The organism is Thioflexithrix psekupsensis (genome assembly GCF_002149925.1).
Classification (GTDB): Bacteria; Pseudomonadota; Gammaproteobacteria; order Beggiatoales; family Beggiatoaceae; genus Thioflexithrix; species Thioflexithrix psekupsensis.
In genome coordinates this window covers 241,214-267,595 of sequence record NZ_MSLT01000006.1, presented here as the reverse complement: position 1 = coordinate 267,595, position 26,382 = coordinate 241,214, and the positions used below count along the sequence as shown (strand labels likewise).

General features: G+C 43.8%; 14 protein-coding genes. 4 read left to right on the top strand and 10 right to left on the bottom strand.

Annotation, left to right across the window (positions count from 1 at the left end):
* Positions 1-159 precede the first annotated feature (159 nt).
* Genes TPSD3_RS02320 through TPSD3_RS02310 form a run of 3 tightly spaced genes read right to left on the bottom strand, consistent with a single transcriptional unit; the run spans position 160 to position 6,729 of the window.
* The gene (locus TPSD3_RS02320; RefSeq protein WP_086486978.1) at positions 160-1,494 is read right to left on the bottom strand and encodes a glycosyltransferase family 4 protein; all 1,335 of its coding nucleotides are present in this window, start codon (positions 1,492-1,494) and stop codon (positions 160-162) included.
* Positions 1,488-5,909, bottom strand: coding sequence for an NHLP family bacteriocin export ABC transporter peptidase/permease/ATPase subunit (locus tag TPSD3_RS02315; protein WP_140048464.1), 4,422 nt, complete (start codon positions 5,907-5,909; stop codon positions 1,488-1,490). Before TPSD3_RS02315 ends, TPSD3_RS02320 begins: the two co-directional genes overlap by 7 nt.
* Positions 5,910-5,958: 49 nt before the next feature.
* On the bottom strand, positions 5,959-6,729 hold the full coding sequence (locus TPSD3_RS02310) for a hypothetical protein (RefSeq protein ID WP_086486976.1): 771 nt from the start codon (positions 6,727-6,729) through the stop codon (positions 5,959-5,961).
* Positions 6,730-6,776: 47 nt separating this feature from the next.
* Between TPSD3_RS02310 and malQ the strand changes: the two genes are divergently transcribed.
* A complete protein-coding gene (malQ, locus tag TPSD3_RS02305; protein ID WP_217884352.1) occupies positions 6,777-8,351 on the top strand; it encodes a 4-alpha-glucanotransferase in 1,575 nt (524 codons plus the stop codon).
* 22 nt (positions 8,352-8,373) lie between these two features.
* On the opposite strand, the gene TPSD3_RS02300 is transcribed toward malQ, so the two are convergent.
* Entirely contained in the window at positions 8,374-10,977 is a 2,604-nt protein-coding gene (locus TPSD3_RS02300) for a penicillin-binding protein 1A (RefSeq protein WP_086486975.1), read from the bottom strand.
* A 452-nt stretch (positions 10,978-11,429) separates the two neighbouring features.
* Between TPSD3_RS02300 and groES the strand changes: the two genes are divergently transcribed.
* On the top strand, positions 11,430-11,720 hold the full coding sequence (gene groES / locus TPSD3_RS02295; RefSeq protein ID WP_086486974.1) for a co-chaperone GroES: 291 nt from the start codon (positions 11,430-11,432) through the stop codon (positions 11,718-11,720).
* Between the two features lie 66 nt (positions 11,721-11,786).
* Positions 11,787-13,427, top strand: coding sequence for a chaperonin GroEL (groL, locus tag TPSD3_RS02290; RefSeq protein WP_086486973.1), 1,641 nt, complete (start codon positions 11,787-11,789; stop codon positions 13,425-13,427).
* Positions 13,428-13,633: 206 nt separating this feature from the next.
* Here the strand turns inward: groL and TPSD3_RS02285 are convergent, their stop codons facing one another.
* The 6 genes from TPSD3_RS02285 to TPSD3_RS02260 form a co-directional block, all read right to left on the bottom strand.
* Positions 13,634-14,362, bottom strand: a complete 729-nt coding sequence (locus TPSD3_RS02285) for a hypothetical protein (RefSeq protein ID WP_086486972.1) — start codon at positions 14,360-14,362, stop codon at positions 13,634-13,636.
* Between the two features lie 118 nt (positions 14,363-14,480).
* The gene (locus TPSD3_RS02280; protein WP_086486662.1) at positions 14,481-15,512 is read right to left on the bottom strand and encodes an IS630 family transposase; all 1,032 of its coding nucleotides are present in this window, start codon (positions 15,510-15,512) and stop codon (positions 14,481-14,483) included.
* Positions 15,496-16,716 carry a BACON domain-containing protein gene (locus tag TPSD3_RS02275; protein WP_086486971.1) on the bottom strand — a complete coding sequence of 407 codons (1,221 nt, stop codon included), beginning with the start codon at positions 16,714-16,716 and terminating at the stop codon, positions 15,496-15,498. The genes TPSD3_RS02280 and TPSD3_RS02275 overlap by 17 nt, the downstream gene beginning before the upstream one ends.
* Before the next feature lie 563 nt (positions 16,717-17,279).
* Positions 17,280-19,322 (bottom strand): PhoX family protein, encoded by a 2,043-nt coding sequence (locus TPSD3_RS02270; protein ID WP_245391506.1) that lies wholly within the window; start codon positions 19,320-19,322, stop codon positions 17,280-17,282.
* Between the two features lie 46 nt (positions 19,323-19,368).
* Entirely contained in the window at positions 19,369-22,746 is a 3,378-nt protein-coding gene (locus TPSD3_RS02265; RefSeq protein WP_086486969.1) for a mechanosensitive ion channel domain-containing protein, read from the bottom strand.
* Positions 22,698-23,300 (bottom strand): hypothetical protein, encoded by a 603-nt coding sequence (locus tag TPSD3_RS02260; protein ID WP_086486968.1) that lies wholly within the window; start codon positions 23,298-23,300, stop codon positions 22,698-22,700. The genes TPSD3_RS02265 and TPSD3_RS02260 overlap by 49 nt, the downstream gene beginning before the upstream one ends.
* Positions 23,301-23,354: 54 nt before the next feature.
* Between TPSD3_RS02260 and TPSD3_RS02255 the strand changes: the two genes are divergently transcribed.
* Positions 23,355-26,267: an insulinase family protein gene (locus tag TPSD3_RS02255; protein WP_086486967.1), complete on the top strand. Its 2,913-nt coding sequence runs from the start codon at positions 23,355-23,357 to the stop codon at positions 26,265-26,267.
* The last annotated feature ends 115 nt before the right edge of the window (positions 26,268-26,382 follow it).

The window sequence follows — 26,382 nt, the reverse complement described above, 5'->3', positions numbered from 1 at the left end:
TGATTTAATTTTGGTATATGAAAAAAATGGACAGTCTATTTTAGTAGTGACTCAAGTATGATTAAAAGTTTCAAATGTACAACGGGAGCGAGTTATTCGTTTTTCTGCATTTAGTATAGTAGCCATACGTAAACTTGAATTGGCACAAGTTAAACCTTATCAGGCTGCACCATTCCCCGCCTCCCGATACACCCCCACCGTTTCCCGCGCACAGTTTGGCCAGCTAAACAGTGCCGCACGAGTGATTCCACGATGCGACAATTCGGCGCGTAAATTTTCATCCCGATACAAGGTCAACAATCCCTGCGCCCATCCTGCCTCATCATGCGGATTCACCAATAATCCCGCATCGCCCACCACTTCGGGCAAGGACGACACATCCGAAACCAACACAGGCGTACCACACTGCATCGCCTCCAACGGCGGTAATCCAAAACCCTCGTACAACGACGGAAAAACAAACCCCAACGCCCCACTGTACAACGCGGCAAGATCAGCATCCGCAATATGACCCGGTAAAATCACTCGACTGGCCAACATTCGACTTTTACGCAATTCGGTGAAAATTTCCCCATAATCCCATCCCCAAGCTCCCGCTAACACCAAATATAAATCCCCGATCCGCTCTTGTTGCAACAAACGGTAAAAACTACGTAATAAGGTAGGTAAATTCTTACGCGGCTCAATCGTGCTTAAACTCAGCACATAATGGCCCCCCACAGGCAACTTATATTTCTCCCGTACCGCACGAAGACGTTCTGGATCGGTACAAGGATAAAATAACTCAGAAGCCGCCCAAGGAATCACCCGCACCTTATCCGCATCAATTTGCCCACCCAAATAATTACACACATCATCACGACTCGCGGCCGAAGGACAAATAAGCCAATGATCCCGGTTCAAACCTTTCAACGTCGCAGGCAAATTAAATTCAGGATGAAAATACTTATCCGCGTCCCCCAACATGCCACACCACTCAGGATGCAAAATGGGAATCATATCATGCACCGTCAACACCGCTTTAACACCCGCATGTTGCTGTATTCGTTTTGGAATCAAATGATAATTAGAATGGTACACGTCCACATCTGCCAAACGCCCCCGCGGCGTACCATAAAAACCTAATTCCATAAATTCATTACGCCAGCGATAAACTTGCGTTTCATCTTTAATCAAACCCAATCGCTTGAATAGGGCCACTTGTTTAGCGAATAACGCATCTTTTAACCACCATTCCCGTAGCGTATCCTTAAAACTCGCCTGAAACGCATCGGAAAACCAAGGCATTGCCTCACGAAACGATTGCTGCTGCCAATACAAGCGACTGAATAACCACACATTAAAAGACACATCACTACTCGCTGCCAAACGCACCTCATCAGGCAAAGCCAACAAAGCCCGCAATAAATGATCAGTGGTACGGGACAAACCAAATGTAGAACGATTGCGATAAGCAATGCCGAGTAAAGAAATATCATACAAAACATTCAACATGATTTATCTACCAATTGCGCAAACACTCCCTTTTTTGCCAACAATTCAGAATAACTGCCTTGTTCAACAATCACCCCCTGTTCTAAAACCAAAATCCGATCCACATCAACCAGCGTACTCAAACGATGCGCAATAAACAAAGTCGTCACACGGAGTTGTCGCAGATGACGCATAATTTGCGCTTGCGTAAAATGATCCAGACTACTGGTCGCTTCATCCAATAATAAAATACGTGGTCGATGGGCTAAGGCTCTGGCCAAAAGTAAACGTTGTCGCTGGCCGCCGGACAAAGTCACTGCCCGATCATGTAAAATGGTATCCATTCCCATGGGCAATGCCGCAATATCGCTTGCCACCGCACTGAGATGAGCCGCTTGCCAAGCATCAGCAATTGTCAGCGGACGGCCACTGATAATACTAGAGCCAATATCCCCTTCCACCAATTGACCATTTTGTAAAACTACACCGAGTTGACGGCGTAATTCTGCCACATCAATCGTTGTCAAATCATAACCATTATAACGAATACAGCCACTTGTAGGCTGTTCAAAACCCAGCAACAGACGCAATAAAGTTGTTTTACCACAACCCGACGCGCCCACAATCGCCACCCATTCACCGGGGTCAATATGCACCGTCAAATCGCGTACGATGGGCGATTGATCAGCCTGATAAGCAAAATATACCCGTTCAATATCAATACTGCCGTCTAATTTCACAGATAATCCACCGCGTCGCTCCAAAGACGCGTGTAAAATGGTCTGCGCCCGCTCGTACCACGGAATAACAGACAACAACCCCAAACCCACATAAGTCAAACTCAACATTGACCCCGTCAACACAGCAAAAGCCGCGTTAAACACAAAAAATTGACTGGTGGTCAAATGCGTCGCCCAACCCCACACACTCACCGCAGCCACAATCGCCACCAAACTCAATAAGGTCAACAATCCCATTACCGATTGTAGACTATTACGCCACGTGGCGGCTTGTAAGGCACAGGTTTGTTGGCGGGTAAAGGCCGTGTGCCATTGCGCGAAAGCCCGATTTTCCGTGCCACTGCTGCGCAATTTTGTGATACCATTAAGCCATTGCAGCAATAATCCAGACAAATGGCCGGCTTGTTCACTGACTTCGCGTTCATATTTAACAATGCGCATTCCGCCGGCCAAAGTGATTGCCACGGCAACGCTAACCATTCCCACTGCCAACAGCGTCAACGGCACACTGTATGCGGCCATCAACATTACGGTGAATACAACAAATAATCCGTGTAATAATCCCGTCAACATCGCACCGCTTAACCGCTGGCGAATAGCCGCGATCCCATTGATACGAGCGGCCAAATCGCCCGCGCTGTAATGGCGAAAAAATCCCGCAGGTAATTTTAATAAACGATCCCATGCCGCGCTGTGCGTGGCCACGTCCATCCATACGCCCATACGTTGTGAGACAAAGTGCTGATACAAACCCAATAACCACGTTCCTATTGCAATACTGCTTAATCCCAATGCCAGAAACAACAATTGACGTTGATTCCCTGTAGGTAATAAGTTTTCAATCAAATGTCCCATTGCCCACGGCATTAACAAACCTAATCCCGCCGTCAACACACTGATTACAATTAAAATCGCAGCCGCCACCGATTGCCCACGCAGCGCAAAACGCAATAAATCCACTAAACCCACAGGATGCGATGGCAAAGGACGGTAAAACATCAACGCTTTAGGTTTTAGTAACGCGGCAAAAGCAGCATTAACAGCATGTGTGGTCTGATGTTGTGGATCGTGTGCCACATATTTGCCGTAATGACGAAGCAGCGCGTATGGGCGATGGTCTATGCGATTAAAAGCCAGCAAATCACCACTGTCTTGTTGCCACCAATTTTCCTCTAAACGCACTTGACGCTGTGGCACATCGGCCGCAATATGGGCTAAGGGATGAGTTGTATTTTCCAATGGCGCGTTAAAAGTCAATCCGTTGTGCTGGCCTAAAATTTGGCACGCCGCCCACACATGTTGTAATTCTGATGGTGAGGTAAATCTATGCGGTGAGTCTATTTCTAAGGCAGATGCTTCAGATTCTGATGGCAATTCTAATAATGTAGGGGTTTCAATCGCATCCTGAGCAATGGCGTGATGTTGAGCATCAGCCATCAACCGTTGATACGCGCCTTCTTGTGCCAATAGGGAAGTATGATGGCCGCGTTGCACAATTTTCCCCGCTTCCAACACCCAAATTTCATCGCAATCCCGTAACGTCGATAAACGATGGCTGAGAATAAAACAAGTACAACCGCGTCGTCGTAAATGGGCATAAATACGTTGTTCGGTGGTGATGTCCAACATGCGCGTGGCTTCATCAAGAATTAAAATGGTGGGATTGCGCGTCAAAGCGCGAGCGATTTCCAAGCGTTGCCATTCGCCTCCACTGAGATTACTGCCATTTTCTAGCAACACATGGTCATAACCGCCCGTACGCGATTCAATCCACTCATGAAGACAGGCATCGCGTGCCGCTTGGATCATGTCTGCTTCGGTAATATCTGATTGCCACAAAATCAAATTATCGCGGATACTGCCCGCAAAAATACCACCATCTTGATCCACCAAAGCCACCGCTTTATTAAACGCGGCGCGGGAAATATCGGCACGACGACGACCATCAAAAAAAATTTCACCGTGATCAGGCAGATACAAGCCCGCAAGTAAATGCGCCAACGTTGATTTACCACTGCCCGACATGCCGACTAAGGCAATATGTTGGCCGGCCGTTAGACGGGCATTCAGATTATGTAATATTGGCGGGGCTAATGCGCCAAATTTAAAACTCACTTGACGCAGTTCAATCGCACCCGATAATGGCGTATCAGATTGGCTGGGCGTTTCTGTCAATAAGGGATCCGTGGCGTGGGTCAACACATCATCAAGACGTTGTACATCTCCGCTTAATGCCTGAACATTGCCGAGCGTATCAAATACCCGATGAATCGCACCACTCAAACTCATGGCGAGACTTTGCACGGCCACCAATGCGCCCAAAGTCAGCGTACCGTCCATCATACTCAATCCCCCCACAAGCAAAATGCCAATACTCAACAAAACATACAGCAAACTGGGCAAGGTACTGAGTAATAAAATACTGTTACGCCACTGTTGTTGTGCATTGAGAACGGTGGCGTGTAAACTGCTCCAACGGGTGAAAAAATGAGCTTCATGACCTGCGGCTTTAATCGATTCAATCGAATACAAACCATTTAAGGCATTTCCCTGCCAACGACTTTGTGCCAACGCCGTGGGCGGGCTGCACTCAGTATGACGGCGTGTCAGCCAATGCAACAACGCCCCATTCAGCAAAACAACGCCAAAAGTGAGTAATGCAATCAGCGTATCAAAGGTGAGCATCACCAGCGCGTAAGCCACTGCCATGAATAAAGCCAGCACACCCGCTAAAGTTTCTCCGGCCAACAAAGCGGCCAGCCGTTGATTTAACGCCACTCTCTGGAGAATATCACCGGCGGATCGTTGTCGATAAAAGTGCAGTGGCAAACGCAACACATGCCATAAAAACTGTCCTGACCACGTCACATTTAAATGGGTTTGGAAACGGTTAAGGCCTTGTGTTTGTCCCCAAGTGAAGCCCATGCGCAATACAGCAGCCAACAACATACCGATCAGTAGCAAAAACAGCCCATCCGTTTGTTGTGCCAGCCAATATTGATCGATAAACAGTTGTAATAATACAGGCATCGCCACCTGTAAAGGCAGTAGCACCAGCCCAAACACGCCCAAACCCAACAATGTTCGCCAATGCGTCCACAAACGTTGTCCCAAGCGATTCAATAAACTGGGTTTATTCTCACTGCGGGTAAAGGTAGGACTGGGAATAAATTCCAGTACAACGCCTGTAAAATCGGTATCAAATTCTTGTGCGGTGATTGTGCGCCGTCCGCTGGCGGGATCGTTGAGATACACGCAATGGTTGCCAAAACCTTCGATCACCAAAAAATGGTTAAATCGCCAAAAAGCGATCAATGGCAAGTGCATTTGCTGTAATTGTGCGGGTTCACGGCGATAACCTTTGGCGCGTAGTCCGTAGCTTCGGGCGACGTGGATTAAATGACTGGCTTTGCTGCCGTCGCGGTTAATACCACATTCATTGCGTAACGTTTCGATGGGAACATGTCGCCCGTGATAAGCCAACACAATAGCCAACGCCACCGCGCCACATTCGGCCGTTTCCATTTGCAATAAAGTGGGCGTTTGAACGCGATCTTTTCGCCCAATCTCTGGCATCTTCGGCAACAAAATCCGCCACCAATGACGGGGGGCAGTGACGATGAGTGGTTGATCCAACGGTTCTGGAGCGTGATGATGACGTAGAGCGGATGGACGGAATAGGGAGTGCAACGGCACAGGATCAGCCTTTAAAAATAAGGGAAGAGTATTATTTTTGCGTAACGATTTACAAGCGCAATTTTCTCATTTCTTCTTGCAAGCGCACACTGACTTTTAAGGCAGTCTCTAATAATGCGCTATATTCGCTTGTTTTTTCATCGACTTGCAGAGCTTCTAAGCTGCTTAAATCGATTTCAAAATGCGCAGGGTCAAATTCAGGATTTTCTCGAAAAATACGTTCCGTACTTAAAGCCCGCACCAAATCACGGCGAGTTAAATGCAAGGCTTGAATAATACGAGTGCGATCCGTCAAATGTACCGAATGTCCCACCGCTTTTAATTGATCTAAGACGCGAATGTGTTGAATAATTTGATTATAATTCTTTACTTCTTTTAATAATCCAATCAGGGTCGCATAACGAATAATTTGTTTATCTTGCTTAATCTGTAATAACGCTAAAATTAAACTACTCAATAATGGTAAAACAATATAAAGCCAATTGTCCATACTGAAATAATCCGTGATTCCTAAGCACACCATCAGCAAGGTACTCATAATAATGGCTTGTTTCCAATAATAATTTTTGGGATATAATAAATGATCAGGATTTTTAATGGCGGTGAGCGTGGCTAATTCTTCGCGGCGGATTAATAATTCCTCTGTGTCGGGCAAGGCGTTATCGTAAGAAGCATAAATAATAGGCTGTTCTTCATGTGGATGACTTGCCGTCGATGGATTGGATTTTTGCATCAGCGTCATTAATCCGCGATGCAATAAAACCCCTAATGCGCCACCCACTGCCACAGAAATAATAATAATTTCAATGATTCTTAGCATAAAAAATACCTTGTATTTTCTGAATGTATTAAGTTTTTGAACATGCTATGCTTGCTCTTTGTGAACATATTTATACCGCCAATGGGATTCAAGCTATGGGACGTTATTCTGGCATTATATTACATCCAACCTCTCTGCCCGGACGGTATGGAATCGGAGAGTTAGGCGATCAAGCCTTTCAATTTGTTGATTTTTTAGCCAAATCAGGGCAAACATTATGGCAAGTTTTACCTCTGGGTCCAACGTCATTTGGTAATTCACCTTATCAATGTTTATCGGCTTTTGCGGGTAATCCATTGCTGATCAGTATCCAGCGTTTACAACAACAAGGCTTTCTACCCGAATTCAGTGACGCAGTCGATGGCCTTACAAACGCACATCAAGTTGATTTTGCCCGTGTCATTGAGCAAAAAATGCGCTGGCTGCGCCAAGCCTATCAAGGATTTTTGCAACATGCCACCCCAGAACAACACACCGCTTTCGCCACTTTTGCCCAAAAACAACCGTGGTTAGACACTTACACCTTATTTGCCGCACTAAAATCCGTCCATCAAGAAAAAAGTTGGCACGAATGGCCACGTGCTTTTGCACAACGCGACCCCGCTGCCTTGCAACAATTTCGACACGATCATTCCAATGAAATCGAATTTCATGCCTTTTTACAATTCCAATTTTTTCAACAATGGACAGCCTTAAAACAATACGCTAACGAAAATCATATTGATATTATTGGTGATTTACCCATTTTTGTGGCTTATGACAGTGCGGATGTGTGGGCAAATCCAGAATTGTTCAAACTAGACGCAGGCGGTCAACCCACAGTGATTGCGGGTGTTCCTCCCGATTATTTTAGTGAAACGGGACAACGTTGGGGGAATCCGATTTATGATTGGGCGCGCATGGCACAAGATGATTATGCGTGGTGGCGCGCTCGTTTTAGCAGCTTATTTGAGTTGGCGGATTGGGTGCGTATTGATCATTTTCGCGGTTTTGAGCAGCACTGGGAAATTCCCGCCTCAGAAGAGACGGCTGTCAATGGCTGTTGGGTAGATGGGCCGAAAGCGGATTTTTTCGATACCGTGGCGCGTTATTTGGGTCAATTACCGATCATTGCCGAGGATTTAGGCGTGATTACGCCCGAAGTGGAAGCATTGCGCCGTCATTGTGGTTTTCCCGGTATGAAAGTATTGCAATTTGCTTTTTTTGATGATGAAGCCACCGATTTCTTACCGCATAATTATGAAGTCAATGCCGTAGTTTACACGGGAACGCATGATAATAATACAACAAGAGCATGGTTTGAAAGTGAATTATCCGAACCTGACCGCGCCCGTTTACGTCGTTATACTGGGCGTTTTTTTATGGGCGATGCGGCCAGTGGGGAATTGATGCGTTTGGCATGGGCTTCTGTGGCGCGTATAGCGATTGTGCCGTTGCAAGATGTGCTGAATTTGGGCGAAGACGCACGAATGAATCGCCCCGGCACCACCACGTCACAGCAGTGGGGCTGGCGATTCACCGCCGCGGCGTTGACCCCTGAAGTGGCTCAACATTTGTCCCTGTTGTCAAAAACCTATGAACGATTCGGACGCAAAAAACACAAAAAAGTTAAAACCGAATAAGCCCCTATTGTTTTATATTGTATCACCATAACATTTGACTTTGGGTTTGCGGCGGTGAACTGGTGCCACTGCCTTGACCGCTGCTCCAAGTCGAAGAACTGGCCGCTGCGGGTGCACGGCGTTTTGGCACGGCTTCGGTAAAAAATGTTTCTGATCGAGACCCTGCTTGCCCCGGACGAGCGAGCAGTCCCGTGCGGGGATCGATCTGGACAGTGACCAGCCCCGCAGGTTTTTCTACGGGACGCTCTGGCCATTGTTGCAGGGCTGTTTTCATAAACTCAATCCACATGGGCAGTGCAGCACGTCCACCAGTCTCCGTTTTTCCCAGCGGACGGGGTTGATCAAAGCCTACCCATGCCGTAGCGACGATGTCGGGCATGTAACCTGAAAACCACGCATCATTTGGCCCATTGGTTGTTCCCGTTTTGCCGGCCAAATCGCTGCGCTCAGTGAAGGTGCGTTTAGCTTGGGCGGCTGTGCCTTGTGAAATCACATCTTGCAAAATCGATGTCATTAGCCAAGCGTTTTGAGGACGAATCGCCCGCGGTGCATAACGGGTTGTGGGGGATGTTCCGCTTTCGGTGGGAACAGAAAATTCAGCCAACGCATTTAATTCTGCTTCTTCCCGACTGACTGGTTTAGTGCTGGGCGGGGGAGATGTGGAGGGTTCTGCTTCTTGTGTGACTTGTACCGCCTCCACCTCGCAACTGTGACAGACCACTAAGGGATTGGCCTGATAAACCACTTTACCATTGTAATCTTCAATGTGCGACACCACGTAAGGCTCAATTAAAAATCCCCCATTGGCAAACACCGCATAAGCCCGCGCTAACTCCATCGGCGTAATTTCTCCCGTGCCTAAAGCAATGGTTAAATTCTTAGGAATGCGCTCGCGTTTAAAACCGAAATTCACCACGTAATCGATAGCCGTGTCCACACCTATTTTTTCTAAAATACGAATAGACACCAAATTGCGGGAATAAGTTAAGGCCTTACGAAAACTGGTTGGGCCATAGAAACGATGACTATAATTTTCAGGTTTCCAAATTTTATTGCCCACTTTGTATACCAACGGCGAGTCATTGATCATGGTGGCAGGGTGATAACCGTTTTCCAAAGCCGCCGAATAGATAAACGGTTTAAAATTGGAACCGGGTTGACGTAGGGCTTGTACCACGCGATTGAACTTACTGTGATAAAAATCAAAACCACCCACCAACGCAATCACTGCGCCATCATTGGGATTGAGGGCAACCAATGCGCCTTGAATACGCGGCACTTCGGCCAATCGCCATGTTACCGGGTCTGTGGGTTGGGCTTCTTCTACTTCTACTTCGTCGGCTTCGCGTAAGGCCGGCGGTGCCACTTTCCCCTTCACCGGCCGCACATAAATCACATCGCCCACATTGACTACATCTGTCACACGACGCGGAGAGGGATTAATGCGATTTTCGCCCGCGTAACGTCGCGCCCAATTCAAATTGTCCCACGATAAAGTAAAACGTCCCGCTTGGGCGTGATAGGCTGTGGCTGTATTATTTTCCACGGCCAACACTAAACTGGGATATAAATCGGCATAACGCGGGTAATTGGCCAAGGTTTTTTCAGCGAAGGCTTCCACATTTTCCGCAGGCAGCGTCACTTTATCCAGTACGCCCCCATAACCGTAACGTTCGGTGTACGTGTACAGAGACTTGCGCAGGGCTTGATTGGCGGCTTCTTGCAGCGGGGTGGTGATGGTCGTGTAAACACGATACCCGCCCGTATAAGCATCTTCGTAATGCGTTTGCATGTAAGCGCGCACCATTTCAGCCACGTAAGAAGATTCTGATTCCATCACCGTGCGACGTAAACTCGCGGTCATGGGAGCTTTTATGGCGTTTTCATACTCTGCTTGAGTAATATATTCCAATTCCATCATGCGCCGCAAAATGTAATTGCGCCGCTGCATGGCACGTTCTGGATTACTAACGGGGTTATTGCTGGAGGGTGCTTTTGGAATACCCGCCAACATGGCATATTCGGGCAAACTCAAGTCCTCAATCGAACGTCCATAATACACTTGAGCGGCCGCGCCAATCCCATAAGCCCGATGACCGAAAAAGATTTTATTTAAATACAGTTCTAAAATATCTTCTTTGCTTAATTCAGTTTCAATTTTAATGGCTAATAAGATTTCTCTTATTTTACGCACGAATTTTTTTTCAGGCGTTAAAAAAAAGTTTCGTGCCACCTGCATGGTGATGGTACTTCCACCTTGCGACAATTCGCCCGTAGAAAGTAGATTAACCGCGGCACGGGTTAAGCCTTTGACATCGACTCCGCGATGTTCAAAAAAACGACTGTCCTCTGCGGCCAATACGGCATTAATCATGGTTTGAGGAATTTGCTGGGCTTGCAATGGCATACGCCGTTGTTCCCCAAATTCGGCAATTAACTTTTTATCCTTAGTGTAAACACGCAACGGCACTTGCAATTGCACCTCGCGCAAGCTGTCTGTCGAAGGCAATTGCGGCATAAAATGCACGTAAATCACCGCAACACCCACCGCCACCAGCAGCACCATCAACAAGGCCATGTAAAAACTGAGCCGAACCAATCTCAGAAAATGTCGTTTCACACTCATCCCTTAATACCCGCCAAAAAACAAGTCAATATTAATTAATATTAATTTCGATTAAAAAAATAATAAATAGATTCAACACGATTGTCCCTGTTTACTGTGAGGGACAGGCGTTTGGTTATTATAACACTGATTAAGTGACCCTTTTTAACCTTTTTAGGCGATCATCTGAAATAATCAAGGAAAAAATACATTGTGTTTTGCACCCCCCAAGGGCGCGTAAAAAAGAAATACTAAAAATTTTTCACCCAACGACTCTTGACATCTCACCAAGCGACACTATTATTAGCAACCGATAGAGGTGAGTGCTAATCAAATTTTCTGAATCAGGGACGATCAAAATTGACCGCATTCACCCTAGATATGGATATTCCATATTTGTTAATTAAACCAATAAGTTATCAAAAACTTTTTTGTCCCAATCGCACAGAACCAAAACTGAGGAGAAAACCGCGATGCACATTCGTCCTTTACATGATCGTGTCGTTATCAAACGCATGGAAGAAGAACAAACCACACCCGGCGGTATCTTGATTCCTGACACCGCCAAAGAAAAACCCGCCCGTGGTAAAGTCTTGGCCGTCGGCAATGGCAAAATCATGGAAAACGGCCAAGTCCGTCCCTTAGATGTCAAGGTGGGCGACGTTGTTTTATTCGGTAAATACTCAGGCACCGAAGTCAAAGTCAATGGTGAAGAAGTCTTAGTGATGCGCGAAGACGACATTATGGGCGTATTAGCCAATTAATCTCTCCCAAGACCTTTATTTTTAACCCTTATTGACTGTTTTTAAAATTTTAAAAGGAAGGATACTATGGCTGCTAAAGAAGTCCGCTTTTCCGATGATGCCCGTCAACGTATGATTAAAGGCGTGAATATTCTCGCCAATGCGGTGAAAGTCACTTTAGGCCCCAAAGGTCGTAATGTCGTATTAGACAAAGCCTTTGGCGCGCCCACCGTCACCAAAGACGGCGTTTCTGTGGCAAAAGAAATCGAATTAGAAAACAAATTTGAGAACATGGGCGCGCAAATGGTGAAAGAAGTCGCCTCACAAACTTCTGACACCGCAGGCGACGGCACCACCACCGCCACCGTATTGGCACAGTCTATTCTGACAGAAGGCTTAAAAGCCGTTGCCGCTGGCATGAATCCTATGGATTTAAAACGCGGTATTGATAAAGCCGTTTCTGTCGCGGTACAAGAATTAAAAAATCTGTCTAAGCCCTGTGCAGATGACAAAGCCATCGCCCAAGTCGGTACGATTTCCGCTAACTCTGACGACAGCATCGGTAATATTATCGCCGAAGCCATGAAAAAAGTCGGCAAAGAAGGCGTGATTACCGTTGAAGAAGGCTCTGGTTTAGAAAATGAACTGGATGTAGTAGAAGGGATGCAATTTGATCGCGGTTACTTGTCTCCCTATTTCATCAATAACCAACAAACCATGAGCGCGGAATTAGAAAATCCTTTAATTCTGCTTTATGACAAAAAGATTTCTAACATCCGTGATTTGTTACAAATTCTGGAAGGCGTGGCTAAACAAGGTCGTTCTTTGTTAATTATCGCTGAAGATGTGGAAGGCGAAGCTTTAGCGACTTTGGTGGTTAATACAATTCGTGGTATCGTCAAAGTAGCCGCCGTGAAAGCCCCCGGTTTCGGCGACCGTCGCAAAGCCATGTTACAAGACATCGCGGTCTTAACAGGCGGACAAGTGATTTCTGATGAAGTGGGCTTGAGCTTAGAAAAAGCTTCTTTAGATGACTTAGGTCATGCCAAGAAAATCACAGTCACCAAAGAAAACACCACGATTGTTGACGGTTCAGGCAACCAAGCCGATATTAAAGCGCGTGTTGACCAAATTCGTGCGCAAATCGAAGAAGCCACTTCTGACTACGACCGCGAAAAATTACAAGAGCGTGTGGCCAAATTGGCTGGCGGTGTAGCCGTAATCAAAGTCGGCGCAGCCACCGAAGTGGAAATGAAAGAGAAGAAAGCCCGCGTTGAAGACGCATTACACGCCACCCGTGCTGCGGTAGAAGAAGGTGTGGTTCCCGGTGGTGGTGTGGCTTTAGTACGTGCGATCAAAGCGTTGGAAGGCTTAAAAGGCATCAACAGCGATCAAGACGCAGGTATTGAAATTGCGCGTCGTGCGATGGAGTCCCCTTTACGTCAAATCGTTGCCAATGCAGGCGGTGAGCCTTCTGTGGTGTTAAACCGAGTACGCGAAGGCGAAGGCAACTTCGGTTACAACGCCAGCACAGAAGAATACGGTGACATGGTGGCAATGGGTATTCTTGATCCCACCAAAGTGACTCGTTCAGCATTACAAAATGCGGCTTCTGTAGCAGGTCTGATGATCACCACAGAAGCGATGGTTGCTGAATTACCTAAGAAAGATGAGCCAATGCCTGCTGGCGGCGGTATGGGTGGCATGGGCGACATGGGCATGATGTAATTATCTGCTGCTGAGTCCTGTTTTCATCAAAATTAAAGCCTCGTTTCTAAGTATTATTTGGAAACGAGGCTTTTTTTGGGGTGAGAATTTACACCCTTCTACCTGTTATTCTCCTCCCAACAACAGCACGTACAAGACTGTGCCAATATTTATCAAAGCGCATAAAAACCCATACCGTGCTGAGAACAAACACAAAGGGAGGAGGTTTACCATTTTTTAGTGAGTGTGAAGCTACAACGCTCAGGAGTAGCGTTACTCCAACCACTCCAACCACACCCCTCATAATCGCTCTTGACCCAACCTTCCACATTAAGCCCAACACTTGAATACAAGTCAGCTCTAACTTTAGTGCCAATCGGTGCTCGAGAATAGTTAAATAGGATTTCCTTCCATATCTTCCCCGATTTGCCGTTGGCTATGAAATTTTCGGACATTACTGATTGTAATGCCCATCCTTTTTTCGGATAAGTATCGCCTGAGTTTATCTTCATACGAGCGTAATAAAAATGTGCAGTTACATATTGATTCTGATTATTTGGAGTAATAACACATTGGTGGCCGTTTCCACTGCACGCACCTTCCCATCTATCAAGCTCATATTCGTTGTAAGATAGCAGTCTACCATCTTGCCACCCTCCAACTTGTGTGCTATGAGCGTAGAGAGTCACTGGAGAGTTAATTGTGTAACTACAAGAGGTTTTACAATAATCATGTTTATTATTCACCTTTGTGTATATCTGTATCCAACTATCAGCACCATTAGAACCGACAATTGTAATATTTAACTGCGTAACAGGTGCTGCATTTTGTGTTTGCGCAGAGGAGTGAGTGCTTTTATTTTCTCCAGCATTGTTATAAGAAGCAACATAGTATGAGTAAATAGTGTTTGTTTTTAAGCCACTATCGGAGTAGGAAGTTATGTTTGTTCCCAACACAGCAATTTTTGTCCAATTTGTTGGTGCTGCACCTTCACCGCGATAAATATAAAATCCTGTTTCATTACTATACCAAAATTATGTGAGATATAAAAACAAATTAAGTTTTAATATCTAGCTAGATATTAGGTATAAGATACTGTTTAATTTTATTAAACTTAAACACTTTACCTGACAAAAAGGTCTCAAACATACTAGTGACTTCTTTAAAGCTTGATAGACGATGAAAATTCTTTCTGACCCAATTCTTACCTTGAAGCCAAATATCCTCGACTGGATTTTGCTCTGGGGCATTGGGCGCAAATCTTAATAAACGAACTTTCCATTCTGATTCTGGAAGTCCCCCATTTAATTTCTCTAAATAAGTTCTTAAACCTTCAGAACGATGATAACTTGCACCATCCCAAATAATCACATGACGGGCTTCTTTATATCTGTAAATGAGCCAGTTAATAAAGTCTATCGTATATTTTGTATCAGCTTTCTTTGCCCTATCTAAAATAAATTCTCCCGTATAAATATTCACCGCTCCATACCACGTTTGAGAAGTGCGATAATTACTCATCTTTATTGACGTTCTTTCTCCTTTTTTCGACCAAACATAACCACAAATATCTCCCCACAACTGATGGCTTTCGTCTTGCATCCAGTACATTACCTCTCCACTTTCTATCTGTTCACGCTCCTTATCTATTAAATCCTTAATCTCTTTTTTTTTAGCTTCTACTTTTACCTCATCTTTTGCCGAATTCTCTTTGTGTGTCTTCTTATAACTTAAATTCGCTTCTTCTAATAATTTAGTATAAGAAGTATTTGAAGAATAGAAAACATCATACTCCTCTTTTAAGTATCTCTTTAGTTCCTCTATTGTTATTGTCTTCTTTTCTTGTATCCAATTAATCACATCTTCTCGTTCACGCGGCTTTAAATACCCTGGCGAGCCTTTATACGCTAACTTTAATCCTTCCACCCCTGACGCTAAATAAATGGCTTTCCATTTATCCACAAATTGCACACTGACACAACACGCTAAAGCCGCTTCCGCACGCACAAAACCAAGCAAAGACATTCTTACTGCCATCGCTCGCTTCACTTCTCTCGCTTCACCTGTTGACATTAACTCTTCTAAATCTTCATATCTCTTGTTCATTATTCTCTCCTATTTGAAAAGTATTATTATACGACTCTGAAAAAATTGGTATAGAATTATCCGTCCATGCAAGCTTGATACTGCTACTTGACAGTGGATTTATCGATAAGTTGCTTGGCTTGTTTGGCAAAGTTACAGGATTTGTAGCCGCCTTTTGTGTGACGTAAAAATGTTTATCTGCTACTGTGATAATACCATTTCTCATCCCGTTACTTGTATTAACAGCCACATCATAGCTAATTTTTGTAGTTCCATTTCCGCTACTAACATTTAATGTGATCCATTTTACATTGCTTGTAACTTTCCATGCACAATCAGTTCTGGTCGTGATTATAGAAATTGTGCTATTTTTTTGTCCTGTAGCAAGAATATCAGCACTTGTTGGAGAGATAGTGTAATTACATGGTGAAGTAACCGTATTAGTTTGATTGCTCTGACAACTGAAATTATTGCCAGGAATTTTTAATTCGGACAACCAAGGGATATCCAACTGTGGTATTTTTATGTTTGACTTACATTTTCCATTAACACAGTTAATGGAAACATCTCCGATACTGGTAGTACCATTATATAAAATACCTCCACACTGCTTGCTTTTTAAATTACACCACTGGCAACTAGTGCTATTGCAGGCAATATTTATAAGACCATTATATGTAACATTAGCTCTCCCACTTGTACAAACAGGAGATGCCTCTGCTCTTCTGGATTGTTTCCGAGAAAATTCTTCTACATCAATACCATCCACGCTAGTTACTTTCCACTGAGGCACTTCTACAAAATTAGAACTTACCTGTTCCATAACGACTTGATGAAAGCTCTCTGTTTGCTCTGGCGGATTCACAACATCGACACAAGGCAGTAAGAGTTTATTATCTTCGGGAAGATAGGCGGCACGACAAGCAAAATCTGCCCCCATGTCGGTATCATAGGGAATCAATGACCACTCTTTGACCATAAATTGCAGTGGATCAGCAATAGACGATTGTTCCAGTGTCGCTGTGTAGCTCTGAATATCGCCAGTAGTGCCGTAATCTACACACGGAATTAGAAATTTTCCATTTTCTGGAAAATAAATTGCGTGGCATTGGTTACTTTTCGGTATTAGCACATCGGGATTTAATTCCGCAGAATGTGACGTATTTATGAGTAAGATCATCGCAGCGAAAAGCCACGATAAATATCTGATAGATAGCTTCTTCATAGAGATTTCCTCAATTAAATTTCCATTGAATTAAGAGGCGAAACATACACAATCAAGTATACACAAAATCTTCTCCACATTACAACAGAGATTTCATAGTAAAACACAAAAATAATGTAATTCGCAAAACATTCTTTGTCTAAATCAAAATTGACAGAATTGAGGAGTTGGCGAAATTGATGCGTTCTGGAAAAGAAAAAATAGATAACCTATACCAAAAAGATAGGGTTCGTAGAATCCTTATTTTGTCAGAATCAGAATTTACAGACACAAGAATTTTCAAAATTTATTCTTGCAAGTCATTTATTTTAAACATGTTTTTTATTATTTAATTCTGAAAATCCTAAAATTCTGTAAATTCTGATTCTGACAGAAAAATTTTATGAATGACTTAATTTTGGTATATTATTTATAAAATTTTTTTACAGAAAAAATAAATGATAAGCAAGCGTAGGGTGTATAAACGCAGTGCCATACACCTTACGACTACCAACTTGGTAGATGACGCTATCGCTTATCCACCCTACTTTAACTACTTTAACTAGGAGGAGTAAACTGACAATCTAACTCCCAATCACCCCACCATCATCTTTCACAATCACCACCGTCGCCGAACGGGGACGTTGTCCGTTGGGCCAAGAACTGACTTTAGTGGGATTGGCGGGATTGGCATCTGTTTCAGTTTCGCCGGGGTGCTGAATGTTGACAAACATCGTCTTCATGTCAGGCGTAGCAATAACGCCCGTCACTTCGCAGCCTTTCGGTCCCGTTAAAAAACGACGCACTTCGCCCGTTGTCGGATCAGAAGCCAACATCTGATTGTTACCAAAAGGAGCCAATGCACCCTTGCCAATAGAATCTGAACTCATGTCCGTCTGAATCCATAACAACCCATTGGAATCCATCCACAACCCATCTGGACAAGCAAAAATATCACCCTTCACATTCCCCTTATGTTGGGCTGAAGGTAAGTCCGGTGAACCCGCAAACACATAAATATCCCACGTAAAACGTGTATCCGTAGGATTGCCGCCCGTCTCGCGCCAACGGAGAATATGACCCATTTGATTATCCGCACGCGGATTTGCAGCATCTTGCTGGGCTTCGGTACGACGATTATTATTCGTGAGCGTCACATAAACGTCTTGTTTCTTCGGATCAGTGGTAATCCATTCAGGGCGATCCATTTTGGTTGCGCCGACTTTATCAGCCGCTAAACGGGTTTTAACCAACACTTCTGCTTGACTACGAAAACCATTTTCCGCCGTCAACCCCAATTGTCCGTGTACCAAAGGCAACCATTCGCCCGTTTTATCCGCGTTAAACTTGGCAACGTATAATGTCCCTTCGTCTAACAATGTGGCATTGGCAGCGCGGTTATTGGCATCGTAAGGTTTTGCGGTGACAAATTTATAAATGTATTCAAAGCGCGCATCATCCCCCGAATAAAATACAACTCGTTTATCGGGTGCAATTAAAAATGCCACGTTTTCATGCGAAAAACGTCCAAATGCGGTGTGTTTAACGGGTTTACTGCTGGGATCGAACGGATCAAACTCCACCACCCAACCAAAACGATTGGGTTCATTAGGGGTTTTGTCTAAATCGAAACGCTCAAGCTGCGTTTCCCAACCATAACTGCTGGTTTTCGGCACGCCATAGCGTTTATAAGCGTTTAAATCGTTATCAACCAAATCGCTACCGCTTTTTGAGCCGAAATATTGGTGAAAATTCTCTTCACACGTTAAATACGTTCCCCATGGTGTATAACCATGAGCGCAGTTGTTCAGTGTGCCGAGTACTTCGCGGCCAGTGGGATCGGCGGCGGTTTTGAGAAAATCAGAACCCGCCGCAGGGCCAGTTAAAGTCATAGGGGTATTACCTGTGACGCGGCGAGCGTATTGCGAAGGACGCACGACATCCCATTGTCCATTGACTTTTTTAACTTCGATGACAGAAACCCCATGCGCTGCCAATTCTTTATTGGCTTTTTCTACGGAATAAGTGCTGGGAGAGTATCTGTAACCGCCGTCAATATGGATGACCACATCATCGATGTATTCGTGATTCATCACCAATAAGCCATGCGTAGAACTGTTAGAACCATAGGGGAGGGAGAAAAAGTGAATACCGTCGTGGTGCATTCCTGCCTGTTGTGCTTGGTCGGCAGCAGAATTCTGGGCATCAAAAGAAAACGCAGGGCCATTAGACACGGGATCGCCCCAGGCAAATAAAACTTTTCCCGTATAACCTTTGGGAACATGCACCGCATCTTCAAAATTAGTGGCTACAGATTGGAAGCCAATCAATGACTTAGGCGTTGTTGTTGTGCTGGTCGTGGTACTGTCGCCGTCGCTGCTGTTACAACCCACTACACCACCAAACATCGTCACCGCTGCCGCACCCAAACCGCCGCGCAAAACTTGGCGACGAGACAGGTGTTTTTCTAAAATATCAGCAAAAACAGGATTTTGTGAGGAATTATAGATTAAATCATCATCTTTCATGGCTTGTGTTTCTCTTGGGGTTAAAATCAGTAAAGAAACGAAAGATATAACACAAGCAAGTTGCAAAATAATGAGATTCACATGACCGTTTGATGACATTTTAATGAATCGGATTAAAACGCACCAAACGGATGTTTTTAGATGATTACGGTTTATTTTTACGTTTGGCTAAAGCAGACTTATTGTCTCCGCCTAAATCGGATAAAGAAGGAATGTCAATTCCTGCCGCTTCAAAGTGCGATTTGACCCGACGGCGATATTCTCTGGCTAATGGCCATTGTTCGGTGGGTTTGCATTTTAATAACACGGCATAAGTCACGGCTAATTCACCAAATTCTTCAATACCTAAATGCAGCACTTTTTGCAATTTAGAACCATAAGTGGAATCAGCCAATAATTCATCTGTGACCTGTTGCAAACAGGCTAAGACTTCACTGGGGTCTGCTTGATAACTGGCGGGTAAAGTCAATTTAATTGCGCCCCATTCGCGGCTGTTATTGCTGACATGAGAAATACTGCCATTGGGAATATAATGCAGACTGCCTTCAGTTAGGCTGCGCACCAGCGTAATTCTTGGCGTGATTCGTTCCACTTGTCCGCTTAATCCATTAATAATCACACTGTCACCGACACGAAATTGATTTTCTAATAAAATAAAAAATCCTGAGAAGAAATCCCGCACTAATTGTTGCGCACCAAACGCCACCGCCAAACCCAATACCCCAGCCGATGCCAGAATGGGCAGCACGTCAATATTGACCGCTTTAAACATGTAAATAATGGTTAATAAAACCACCAACATTTTCCAACCCACACTAAAGACATGCACCAGCATTTTAACCCGCTCTTCTCGATCTATACTGTGAATTGCGTCTTGTTCGGCTTCTTTGCGGGCTTTCGCCACGGCACGACGACCCATAACGACTACAATACGAATCGCTATAAACGCCATCAATGGAATAATTAATAACCAAATAAAGGTTTTAAACGCTTCCATTTCCATTTCGTCTAAACGCTCTTGTCTTAACAAACCAATTTCGCCCAACAATAGCGTGTCACGAATTTGTTTATTCGCGGGTTGTTCTTCTACGGGCATTGCGGCGATACTTTCTTCAGAATGACCAGCCACGCGATAAATTTGATCCATGATTTCTTTTTGGCTGGCTTCTAAATTGGCGACCAAATCTTTTAGGGTATTAATGCGCGTATCAATACCGCCTAATTTAGCTTGTTGTTGTTTAAACCAATCCAACCATGAACTGTAAACAGTAGTGGCCGCCCACGGTTCTAATAAACCATTGACAAGTTGGTCCAAAGCCGTTTTATAAGCCGCTTCATCAGCCGTAGAAGGCAATTGGGGAATATCGGATGGACTTAGGGTCACCCCTGTTTTTTCTTTTAAACTCGCTAATAAAACAGTACTTTGGACAGGCGATAAGGCTATTTTTACTTTAGCCATTTCAATATCCAAATCCTTTTGTTGTTGATAAACAAAAGGTTGCAAGGTTTCAGTCATGCTAGAAAATAAAGGACGCATTCCTTTTACCAAGCGAATTAAAGCCTCTGTTCTTTCTTTACGGGCTTGGAGATTATTATAACGATATTCTAAGCCTAATAAGCGTTGATAATAGGCTTCTAATAATTGCGTGGTATCTTCGGCTTGTTTAGACACCAATAAAACCAAGAACGTTTCATATAAACTGGTTTCTGTTTGCAACCGATCATTGACTTGCCGATCATAGCGACGCTTTTCAAATTCATCCATATTTTTAGGATCGGGAGGCGTGCTATTTTCTTCCAGTTCTTGCCGTTCTTTTAACTGCGCAATTTGCCGTGTTAAGTTATTTTCCCAATCGCTGAGTAAAGTATAAAAATCAGGGTTCACTTGTTGGGTTAATAACACCGCTTTTTCTTTTTCAATCCGCTCATATTCCAGTTTTAAATCTTCGCCTTGTTTTTGCAGCAGCAATACTTGTTCACGCGAAGTCCATTTTTCGGTTTCTTTAGGTAAGTCGGACAATGTGTTATCGCCATTTCCTTGACGAATTTGTAAAGCAGTGGCACTGCCCCAAGCGCGACGAGCGAGTTCTAATAATTGTTGATTAGCGGCTTGTTGGGTTTGCAAATGGGCTAAAACCATGTCGTAAGTGATTAATAAATCAGCCATCACTTGATTTTGTTTTTGCAAGGTTAATAAATTGCGGGTAGCCATCAAATCGCGGGTTTGTCGTGTTTCTTCAATGACCTGCTCTGTGAGTGCGGCGGCGGTGGGCGTTTGAATTTCAGGAGAATTGGGCGCAGTCGCCGTGTCATTCACTGGAGTTTGCTCTGGTACGGGTTCGGCGGTGGCTTCAGCGGTGGATGGACTCCCCACGCCGTCAAAAATCGCCACACGAACATCTTGTTGTTCGCGCCATTTAATAAAATCCGTTTGTTTTTGGGTCTGTTCCAATACCATTGGATTATGAATAGCATTTAAATCTGTTTTTAACAGATTTAATAGCGTGGCACTAATGTCTACACTGATTTGACCGCCCACCCATTTATCTTTTTCTAATTCATAATCGATTAATGTTTGTCGAAAAGTATCCACCAAAGCAGGACTAGACTGCGAATTCACTTCGCTTAAAAAAGAAGCCCAACGCGCTTCGCTGTCTAAGCGCGCTTGTTGTTGTTCTAAATGTTTGCGGCTTTCTTCCAAAGTCACTGCCGATTCTTCTAATGACACCGTTAATTGTGCTAATCGGTCAGCATCGCGTTGTTTTCGCTGTTTCAATTGCTCATCTTCCTGATGCCAAATTAACAGGGCTTTGGCAATAGGTTCTAAAGAAAAAGCGTCAGGCAATTTATTTTTTTCATCGGCATGACTGAATGTCTCAATGGTTTGCCCTAATACTTCTAACTCAATCGTTTCCTTAACCAGTTTATCGATGTCAGTTTCTCTGGTTTCGATTTGGGTGGTTAAATCCAGCAATTGGCTTTGCAATTGTTGTGTGTCTTGTTGGCGTTGTTCTCTAAATTTTAAGGTGGCTTCAGCTAACAAGGCACTTTCTTTGGCTTCTTTAAGAGAAGTATTGCTTTCTTCAACAATAAATTGATCGGCACTGGGAGATTGAAGTTCACTCAATGCGTTATCTTTTTCATCTAATTCGAGTATTTTTTGCTTGAGCAAATCCAATTGCGCATGATTTAACTGCTCATTATTGCGCCATGCCTCATGGCGTGTGTTGAATAAAGAAATTAAATCAGTAAATTCTCGATTTTCAAATTCTTTTCTCAACTCTAAACGATAATTGGCTTCTTGTAAAATGATGGTTATCTTAGGGATTTCTACTTGAATCGCCTGTTGATCCATTTTAACCGTGGTTAAAGCCGTTTCTAACTCACTGAGCATGAGTTCAATGCGCCCAATACTGGCTTGGAATTGCTGATTTTTTTGCGAAGGATTGCTAAATACTTCCACAATACTGGACGTTAAATTGGCTTCGGGAGTGGTTTCGCCGCTTTCTGTGGTGATTTGCATTTTTTTAAGAAATCTTGCATGGAAGCGGGTAAATTTTCTACCGTGATTTCTTTAGCTTGCCACCGCTTATATAATTCTTCCATTAAGGGTTGTGATTGTTGCTGTGCTTGTTCTACTAACTGATATTCTGCAATCAGTTTTAACATATTTTCTCGCTGTTTATTTGCCAGCAATTGTTGAGATTCTAATAGCGTTTGCAAAGCAGCCAATTGTTGGCCTCTATTTTCCCACGCGCTCAAAGCGAGTTGCACCGTTTCTGCGCCCATTTTCGCATCGACCGCATCGGGAATTTTTGGCAATTCTAAGCTGGCTCTTTCAATGGCGCGAGCTTCTAATTGCTGGTTTATCTCCTGTGATTGTTGATTTAAGGCAACAATGCGCTGATAGATTTCTTCTAAGGAAATCGCCAGTTGTGTACCGCGCTGCATTAATACTTCTGGTGTTAATGCGTTTAATGGAGTATTATCAACAGATGAATCTTGAGCCTGTAATAAATTTACAGACAGAAAAAATAGCCCTATTATGGCTATGAGATAGCGAAATTTAATGTACATGATTGGTTCTCGTAATAACATGGTTTTTTGGCTTAACTTTAGGTTGATTTTAGCATGACCCCATCTGGATTTATTTGTCTTCGTACCCACCACATTGAAAATTTAAAATTACAATTTGAAGAATATCGACATCAAGCCACTGGTGCCATTCATTATCATTTGGCGGGTGAAGATGAAAACAATGTGTTTTTAGTGGCTTTTTTAACCGTGCCTGAAGACTCAACAGGGATTGCTCATATTTTAGAACATACCACTTTGTGTGGCAGCCAACGTTATCCTGTGCGCGATCCATTTTTTATGATGACGCGGCGGTCGCTCAATACTTTTATGAACGCGTTTACAGGAAGCGATTGGACGGCTTATCCTTTTGCCAGTCAAAATGTAAAAGATTTTGATAATTTATTAAGGGTTTATTTAGATGCGGTCTTTTTCCCCTTGCTTGATCCGCTTGATATTGCCCAAGAAGGCTGCCGTTTAGAGTTTGAAACACCTGATGATTCGCATGCTCCATTGGTCTATCGTGGGGTGGTTTTTAACGAAATGAAAGGCGCGATGAGTTCATCTTCGCAAGTTTTAAGCCAAAAATTAAATGAGGCCTTATTTCCCACGATCACTTATCACTATAATAGCGGTGGTGATCCAGAAATCATTCCGCAATTAACCCCGTCCCAATTAAAAGCCTTTCACGCTTCTCATTATCATCCGTCTAATGCGATTTTTATGACGTATGGTTGTTTGCCGGCCAGTCATCATCAAGCCTTATTTCAAGAATGTGTTTTAACTCATTTTCACGCCTTACCGCATCGCATTTTTGTCCCCAATGAACAACGGTTTTCCTCACCCCAAGTGGTACATGCGCGTTATGCCGTAGATAAACCTGAATTAGCGCGCAAAACGCATCTTGTCACCGCGTGGTTATTAAATGAAATTACCGATGCCAGAGCGGTGCTTAATGTACAGTTGTTATCCGATATTTTATTAGATAATAGTGCTTCTCCATTACGCTATGCTTTAGAAAGTTGTGAATTTGCGGATTCTCCGTCTTCTTTGTGTGGTTTTGATGATTCTACGCATGAAATCTTTTTCTCTTGTGGTTTAGAAGGCACGGATGCGGAATATTTAACGGCATTTGAAACTTTAGTGAATGATGTTTTAATGGATGTGGTCGAACACGGTGTGCCGCAAGAGCAAGTAGAAAGCGTGTTGCATCAAATGGAATTGCAACAGCGGGAAATTACGGGCGATGGAATGCCTTATGGCTTGCATGTGTTATTTAATGCCTTAGTGCCTGCTTTACATGGGGCTGATCCGATTCCTTTTTTAGATATTGATCCGTTATTACAGGCGTTACGCGAAGATTGTCAACGACCTGATTTTATTCCTCAATTGGTGAAAGATTTATTGTTAAATAATGCGCATCGCGTGACATTAGTCATGTCTCCCGATCCTGATTTAGCACAGCAACAATTACAAGCGGAAAAAGAGAAATTAGCCCAATTAAAAGCCCAATTATCTCCCGCTGAACGACAGGCAATTATTGAGCAAGCCGCCATTTTAAAAGCACGTCAGGAAAAAATAGATAATCCTGATATTTTGCCCAAAGTCACCGTTGATGATATTCCTGATACGTTAAAATTACCTGAAAGTTATCAGCGTGATATTTTGCATTATCCTGCCACGTGGTTTGCGCAAGGTACTAATGGTTTGGTGTATCAAACGATCATTATGCAATTACCGCAATTACCGCCTGAATTAGTGGATTTATTACCGATTTATTGCGAGTTTATTACGGAGTTGGGTTGTGCGGGAGAATCTTATTTAGATACGGCAGCGCGTCAAGCGGCGGTAACAGGGGGATTAAATGCGCGTTTATCAGTGCGTTGTGGCGTTGACGATGTGCAGCAGACACACCTTTTTTTCGCGTTGGAAGGCAAAGCGTTGGCGCGGCATCAAGCGGATTTAAGTCAATTGTTGCATGACACCTTGATGTCGGTGCGTTTTGATGAATTAGAGCGGTTACAAGAATTAATGGTGCAATTGCGATCCAGCATTGACAGCCATTTAACTCACCGTGGACATCAGTTGGCGATGACGGCAGCCGCGAGTGGTTTTAGTGCAGCGGCGGCATGGCATCACCGTTGGAATGGGATTCCTCACGTGTATTTAGTGCGCGAATTAGAACAAAATATGGCTAATAAAACCGCGCTCATTCATTTCTCGCAACAATTGGCCGCAATTCATGAATTATTACTCAATGCGCCGCGTCAATTTTTAATCATTAGTGAAGAAGAACATCACGCGCCAATTGCCCATGATTTAGCACAAATTTGGCACTCTATTCCTGTTTCTCTCACTGATTTTTCTCCGTTTAAAACCATTCCTGTTAAGCAGAAAATGGAGAAAATTTGGCAGCTTAATACGCAAGTCAATTTCTGTGCTAAGGCGTATCCTGCGGTGGCTATTCAGCATCGAGATGCGCCCGCTTTAACCGTATTAGGTGATTTTTTGCGCAATGGTTTCTTACATCGTGCCATTCGAGAACAAGGTGGGGCTTATGGTGCCAGTGCCAGTTATCATGCGGATGCGGGATGTTTTCGTTTTTTCTCTTTTCGTGATCCGCTATTAATGGAAACATTACAGGCTTTTGATCAATCTTTAATTTGGCTGCAAAATAATACCCATAACGAACAGGCATTAGAAGAAGCGATATTAGGGGTAATTGGGCGCATTGATCAGCCGTTGTCGCCTTCGGGAGAAGCGAATAGTACTTTTTTCGCGCAATTAAACGGTCGTACACCAGAGCAACGCCGAGAATTCAGACGACGTGTGTTAAAAGTCACGATTACCGATTTGCAGCGGGTGGCCATGACCTATTTACAAGCGCATTTTGCCAGTACGGTAGTATTGAGTTCTGCGCATTTTCTTGCGGAAGTTCCTGAATTGACGTTTACGCGAGAGGTTTTGTAAGTAATTTTCTAATTGTCAGAATCAGAATTTACAGAATTTCAGGATTTTCAGAATTAAAGAAAAAGAATAAGAAATCTGCTGAAAATAAACGACTGGCAAAAATCAATTTTGAAAA

Bases quoted from the DNA above. Each gene is read 5' to 3' on its own strand.
- TPSD3_RS02320 (WP_086486978.1), bottom strand. From the start codon at position 1,494: ATGTTGAATGTTTTGTATGATATTTCTTTACTCGGCATTGCTTATCGC.
- TPSD3_RS02310 (WP_086486976.1), bottom strand. From the start codon at position 6,729: ATGCTAAGAATCATTGAAATTATTATTATTTCTGTGGCAGTGGGTGGC.
- malQ (WP_217884352.1), top strand. From the start codon at position 6,777: ATGCTTGCTCTTTGTGAACATATTTATACCGCCAATGGGATTCAAGCT.
- TPSD3_RS02300 (WP_086486975.1), bottom strand. From the start codon at position 10,977: ATGAGTGTGAAACGACATTTTCTGAGATTGGTTCGGCTCAGTTTTTAC.
- groES (WP_086486974.1), top strand. From the start codon at position 11,430: ATGCACATTCGTCCTTTACATGATCGTGTCGTTATCAAACGCATGGAA.
- groL (WP_086486973.1), top strand. From the start codon at position 11,787: ATGGCTGCTAAAGAAGTCCGCTTTTCCGATGATGCCCGTCAACGTATG.
- TPSD3_RS02280 (WP_086486662.1), bottom strand. From the start codon at position 15,512: ATGAACAAGAGATATGAAGATTTAGAAGAGTTAATGTCAACAGGTGAA.
- TPSD3_RS02275 (WP_086486971.1), bottom strand. From the start codon at position 16,716: ATGAAGAAGCTATCTATCAGATATTTATCGTGGCTTTTCGCTGCGATG.
- TPSD3_RS02270 (WP_245391506.1), bottom strand. From the start codon at position 19,322: ATGTCATCAAACGGTCATGTGAATCTCATTATTTTGCAACTTGCTTGT.
- TPSD3_RS02265 (WP_086486969.1), bottom strand. From the start codon at position 22,746: ATGCAAATCACCACAGAAAGCGGCGAAACCACTCCCGAAGCCAATTTA.
- TPSD3_RS02260 (WP_086486968.1), bottom strand. From the start codon at position 23,300: ATGTACATTAAATTTCGCTATCTCATAGCCATAATAGGGCTATTTTTT.
- TPSD3_RS02255 (WP_086486967.1), top strand. From the start codon at position 23,355: ATGACCCCATCTGGATTTATTTGTCTTCGTACCCACCACATTGAAAAT.